Here is an 803-nt window from a genome sequence, read left to right as displayed (position 1 = left end):
AGAAATAAGCCATGAAGCCAGACACACAAGACAAAATGCCTAACAGCACAAACTGAGCTKGRAGAGCAGGTGTGCGCGCATCTGCTGTTCTTTATACAAAGGGCTGGCGACGCGGAAATTGCGCGTCACATAGTCGATCATGGACAGATAAAGGCGGCTGGTTTCGCGGTAAAACAGTTTAGCGGCGTTGTCATCACCGTTTAGTGCGAGTTGCAGCGGCTGCTCTAGCGTTTGGAATTGGTAAAACAGATCGACGAAAAAGCTTTTTACTTCGTTTCGCGAGAGAAAGGTGTCGCTTTCTCGACTGTTGATCAACAAATCAAAACGGACTCCAAGTGAGCTCATATTTCAGTTCGACTCGCTTGAGGTCGTAGCTGCTGTCTTCGGCGCGACTCGATTCACTCACCAATCAGATGAGCTCTTTCGAGAGATTGAAAAGAACCAAGTGGCTTGATTTTGTGAGTCTGAGTAAGAGCGTGCCAAGGTTCTCGTTTCCTGCAGTAGGGCAAGATTGGCGATCAACAAGCAGACGGTCACTGCCAGCAAATGTCAGTTTTAGCTGAAGTTGAAAGGCCTTTATAAAGATTTAAGTTTGTTTTTTGCATTATTCGTTTTCACATCACTTCGCGATATGTATTTGTTTTAACTGCCAAACCATCTGGGAATGGTAGCGTTCGATATTCAGTTCTTTTGGAAACGAAGATTGCGGGTAGATGAGCCAGAAAGGACCTTTATCTCTCACTCGCATGGGTTTGCCGTCYTGCCAATAAGCAACGATGGGCTGATATTTTTCGATATCAGAG

1 protein-coding gene and 1 pseudogene are annotated in these 803 nt (G+C 45.6%); both read right to left on the bottom strand.

What is annotated here, in order from left to right; genetic code table 11:
* Positions 1-39: 39 nt before the first annotated feature.
* Positions 40-345 carry a hypothetical protein gene (locus CIK04_RS33690; protein WP_325205775.1) on the bottom strand — a complete coding sequence of 102 codons (306 nt, stop codon included), beginning with the start codon at positions 343-345 and terminating at the stop codon, positions 40-42.
* 274 nt (positions 346-619) lie between these two features.
* Positions 620-803, bottom strand: a pseudogene (locus tag CIK04_RS33685) (oxidoreductase); the annotation flags it as partial.

It is taken from the genome of Vibrio sp. 03_296, assembly GCF_002265885.1.
The sequence above is the reverse complement of the archived record's forward strand: the minus strand, read 5'-3'. Positions and strand labels throughout refer to the sequence as shown.